The organism is Helicobacter pylori FD535 (genome assembly GCF_000296015.2).
Lineage (GTDB): Bacteria > Campylobacterota > Campylobacteria > Campylobacterales > Helicobacteraceae > Helicobacter > Helicobacter pylori_CT.
Map to the genome: position 1 here is coordinate 1 of NZ_AKHP02000033.1, position 4,916 is coordinate 4,916.

3 protein-coding genes and 1 pseudogene are annotated in these 4,916 nt (G+C 41.8%); all 4 read left to right on the forward strand.

Going from position 1 to position 4,916, the window contains the following annotated elements:
* Positions 1–1,166 (forward strand): annotated as a pseudogene (locus tag DV63_RS13905) (DNA-directed RNA polymerase subunit beta/beta'); the annotation flags it as partial.
* Positions 1,167–1,253: 87 nt separating this feature from the next.
* Complete coding sequence (gene rpsL, locus DV63_RS13910) at positions 1,254–1,661, forward strand: 30S ribosomal protein S12 (protein WP_001142315.1); 408 nt, start codon at positions 1,254–1,256, stop codon at positions 1,659–1,661.
* A 15-nt stretch (positions 1,662–1,676) separates the two neighbouring features.
* Positions 1,677–2,144, forward strand: a complete 468-nt coding sequence (gene rpsG / locus DV63_RS13915) for a 30S ribosomal protein S7 (protein ID WP_001254353.1) — start codon at positions 1,677–1,679, stop codon at positions 2,142–2,144.
* 11 nt (positions 2,145–2,155) lie between these two features.
* Positions 2,156–4,234 carry an elongation factor G gene (fusA, locus tag DV63_RS13920; protein ID WP_000101887.1) on the forward strand — a complete coding sequence of 693 codons (2,079 nt, stop codon included), beginning with the start codon at positions 2,156–2,158 and terminating at the stop codon, positions 4,232–4,234.
* The last annotated feature ends 682 nt before the right edge of the window (positions 4,235–4,916 follow it).

The following is a 4,916-nucleotide window of genomic DNA, read 5'->3' on the forward strand; positions in this document are numbered from 1 at the left end:
AAGCCGCTCGCCATTATATCGCTAGGGGTTCTGAGATTTTGATTGATGATAATAGTGAAGTGAGCGCTAATAGCCTTATTTCTAAGCCTACTACAAATGCGTTAAGCACGATTGCCACATGGGATCCTTACAACACCCCTATCATTGCGGACTTTAAAGGTAGGGTGAGTTTTATGGATATTATCGCAGGGGTTACGGTCGCTGAAAAAGAAGACGAAAATACCGGTATCACAAGCTTAGTGGTGAATGATTACATTCCAAGCGGATACAAACCAAGCTTGTTTTTAGAGGGGGCTAATGGCGAAGAAGCGCGTTATTTCCTAGAGCCAAAAACTTCTATCGCTGTTAGCGATGGCTCTAGCGTGGAGCAGGCTGAAGTGTTAGCGAAAATCCCTAAAGCAACCGTTAAATCCAGGGATATTACCGGGGGTCTTCCGAGGGTTTCGGAACTCTTTGAAGCGAGAAAACCCAAGCCTAAAGATGTGGCGATCCTTTCTGAAGTTGATGGGATTGTGAGTTTTGGCAAACCCATTCGCAATAAAGAACACATCATCGTAACTTCTAAAGATGGCCGTTCCATGGATTATTTCGTGGATAAAGGCAAGCAAATTTTAGTGCATGCCGATGAATTTGTGCATGCGGGAGAAGCGATGACGGATGGGGTGGTTTCAAGCCATGATATTTTAAGGATCAGCGGCGAAAAAGAGCTTTATAAATACATTGTGAGCGAAGTCCAGCAAGTGTATCGCAGGCAGGGGGTAAGCATTGCAGACAAGCACATTGAAATCATTGTTTCTCAAATGCTAAGGCAAGTGCGTATTTTAGACAGCGGGGATAGCAAATTTATTGAAGGGGATTTAGTCAGTAAAAAACTCTTCAAAGAAGAAAACGCTCGTGTGATCGCTTTAAAAGGCGAGCCTGCGATTGCTGAACCGGTGCTTTTAGGGATCACCAGAGCGGCTATCGGGAGCGATAGCATCATCTCAGCGGCCTCTTTCCAAGAAACGACTAAAGTTTTAACAGAAGCCAGTATCGCTATGAAAAAAGACTTTTTAGAAGACTTGAAAGAGAATGTGGTGTTGGGGAGGATGATCCCTGTGGGAACAGGCATGTATAAGAATAAAAAAATCGTGCTGAAAACTCTTGAAGATGACCCTAAATTTTGACAAAAAAATCGGTTAAGATTTTTAAAAGAAAAATTAGGGTAAAATGGGAGAACTTTTAGTTTTAAATTTTTAGAATAAGGAAAAATAGTGCCTACTATCAATCAGTTGATTAGAAAAGAAAGGAAAAAGGTGGTTAAAAAAACGAAATCACCTGCATTAGTGGAATGCCCTCAAAGAAGAGGGGTTTGTACTAGGGTTTATACGACTACCCCCAAAAAGCCTAACTCGGCTTTAAGAAAGATCGCTAAAGTCCGTTTGACCAGCAAATTTGAAGTGATCAGTTACATCCCTGGTGAAGGGCATAACTTGCAAGAACACTCCATTGTGTTAGTGCGTGGGGGTAGGGTTAAGGATTTACCCGGTGTGAAATACCACATCGTTCGTGGCGCTTTAGACACTGCAGGGGTCAATAAAAGAACGGTTTCACGCTCTAAATACGGGACTAAAAAAGCTAAAGCAACCGACAAAAAAGCAACCGACAACAAGAAAAAATAAGAGGAAAACAAAAACATGAGAAGAAGAAAAGCACCCGTTAGGGAGATTTTGGGCGATCCTGTTTATGGGAACAAAGTGGTTACTAAGTTTATCAATAAGATGATGTATGACGGCAAGAAAAGCGTAGCGGAAAAAATCATCTACAAAGCTTTTAATAAGATTGAAGAAAAAAGCGGTGAAAAAGGGATTGAAGTGTTTGAAAAAGCCCTAGAAAGGGTGCGTCCTTTAGTGGAAGTGCGCAGCAGAAGAGTGGGTGGGGCTACCTATCAAGTGCCGGTAGAAGTGAGAGCGAGTCGCCAGCAGTCGCTATCTATTCGTTGGATTTTAGAAGCGACCAGGAAACGCAATGAAAGAATGATGGTGGATAGATTGGCTAACGAGCTTATGGATGCGGCTAGCGATAAGGGTGCGGCTTTTAAGAAAAAAGAAGATGTACATAAAATGGCAGAAGCGAATAAAGCGTTCGCACACTATCGCTGGTAATTGGAGTTAGAATGGCTAGAAAAACCCCATTAAATAGGATCAGGAATATCGGTATCGCCGCTCATATTGATGCTGGGAAAACCACCACTTCTGAAAGGATTTTATTCTATACAGGCGTGAGTCATAAGATTGGCGAAGTGCATGACGGTGCAGCGACAATGGATTGGATGGAGCAAGAAAAAGAAAGAGGGATCACGATCACTTCTGCGGCAACGACTTGCTTTTGGAAGGATCACCAAATCAATTTGATTGACACTCCAGGGCATGTGGATTTCACTATTGAAGTGGAACGATCCATGCGCGTGCTAGATGGTGCGGTTTCGGTGTTTTGCTCGGTTGGGGGCGTGCAGCCTCAAAGCGAGACCGTGTGGCGTCAAGCGAATAAATACGGCGTGCCTAGGATTGTTTTTGTCAATAAAATGGATAGGATTGGGGCGAATTTCTATAGTGTAGAAAACCAGATTAAGCTTCGCTTGAAAGCTAATCCTGTGCCTATCAATATCCCTATTGGGGCTGAAGACACTTTCATTGGCGTGATTGATTTAGTCCAAATGAAAGCGATTGTTTGGAATAATGAAACCATGGGAGCCAAATACGATGTAGAAGAAATCCCCAGCGATTTGTTAGAAAAGGCTAAACAATACCGAGAAAAGCTTGTAGAAGCCGTAGCCGAGCAAGATGAAGTCTTGATGGAAAAGTATTTAGGCGGTGAAGAATTGAGTATTGAAGAAATCAAAAAAGGCATTAAAACGGGTTGTTTGAACATGAGTCTCGTCCCTATGCTTTGTGGTTCTTCTTTTAAAAATAAAGGCGTGCAGACTTTATTAGACGCAGTCATTGATTACTTGCCAGCGCCTACGGAGGTTGTGGATATTAAGGGGATTGATCCAAAAACCGAAGAAGAGGTTTTTGTGAAATCCAGCGATGATGGCGAGTTTGCCGGTTTGGCGTTTAAAATCATGACGGATCCTTTTGTGGGCCAACTCACTTTTGTGCGCGTGTATCGCGGCAATCTAGAGTCCGGTAGCTATGTGTATAACTCCACCAAAGATAAAAAAGAGCGCGTGGGAAGACTCCTTAAAATGCACTCTAATAAGAGAGAAGACATTAAAGAGGTTTATGCGGGTGAGATTTGTGCGTTTGTGGGCTTAAAAGACACGCTAACTGGGGACACGCTTTGCGATGAAAAGAACGCCGTTGTTTTAGAAAGGATGGAATTTCCTGAGCCGGTCATTCACATCGCTGTAGAGCCTAAAACCAAAGCAGACCAAGAAAAAATGGGCGTGGCGTTAGGCAAGCTTGCTGAAGAAGATCCAAGCTTTAGGGTGATGACTCAAGAAGAAACCGGGCAAACCCTTATTGGTGGCATGGGTGAATTGCACCTAGAAATCATCGTGGACAGATTAAAAAGAGAATTTAAGGTGGAAGCTGAAATCGGTCAGCCGCAAGTCGCCTTTAGAGAGACTATCCGCTCCAGCGTGAGCAAAGAGCATAAATACGCTAAGCAAAGCGGTGGCCGTGGGCAATACGGGCATGTGTTTATCAAGCTTGAGCCTAAAGAGCCTGGCAGTGGGTATGAATTTGTGAATGAAATTTCTGGGGGCGTGATCCCTAAAGAATATATCCCTGCGGTGGATAAGGGTATCCAGGAAGCGATGCAAAATGGCGTTTTGGCAGGCTATCCGGTGGTGGATTTTAAAGTTACCCTTTATGATGGGAGCTACCATGATGTGGATTCTTCAGAAATGGCGTTTAAAATCGCTGGCTCTATGGCGTTTAAAGAAGCGAGTCGTGCGGCTAACCCGGTTTTACTAGAGCCTATGATGAAAGTGGAAGTGGAAGTCCCTGAAGAATACATGGGCGATGTGATTGGCGATTTGAACAGAAGAAGAGGGCAAATCAATTCTATGGACGACCGATTAGGCTTGAAAATCGTGAATGCTTTTGTGCCGTTGGTGGAAATGTTTGGTTATTCTACGGATTTACGATCAGCCACTCAAGGGCGCGGAACTTACTCTATGGAGTTTGATCATTATGGTGAAGTGCCTAGTAATATCGCTAAGGAAATTGTAGAAAAGCGTAAAGGCTGATTTTATCGTAACGCTCTCTTGTGAGAGGGTGTTGTAGGCGCTGTTTAAACTTTTTCTCTTTTGGATTTAAAAAGATTTTTTGAGTGTTTTTATCCCTTTTTACCTCTCTAATTACCTTTTTTGCTATAAAATTGCTTTTTAGCTTTGTCCTCATCAAATAAGGGGTAACTAAAACTTTTTGATTTTTAAAAATGGGGTTTTGGTTGCTTCGTTTAATCGTTTTAGATTTTATTTCATGGTGGAATTCGTTTTCTTAAGGGGTTAGGGGGTGTTTTGTAGCAATGCTCTTTAAAAATCCCCTAATTCATAGACCGCCTTACAAGAAATCCCGCTTGACTAATAACAAGCTCTTTTGTATTCAATCTTAAAAAACGCTTTTGAGCGTTTTTATTTTTTAAGAAAAATAGCTGATTACTATCAAGCGTTTTTTATATAACAAAACGCAATCTGCAAATTTCTTTAGTGAAAATTCTATTGGTTTCTATTCGTTTACTTTTGAAAAATATAATTCTCTCGCTTTTAAGATCATCATAAGGAGTTTTCGTATGAAAAAGCAAATCTTGACAGGTGTTTTGTTATCAGTTTTAGCAGTGAGTTCTGCATACGCTCACAAAGATAAAAAAGACGCCAAAAAACCTGAGTTAAGCTCTCAATTAGTGGCTCACAAAGATAAAAAAGACGC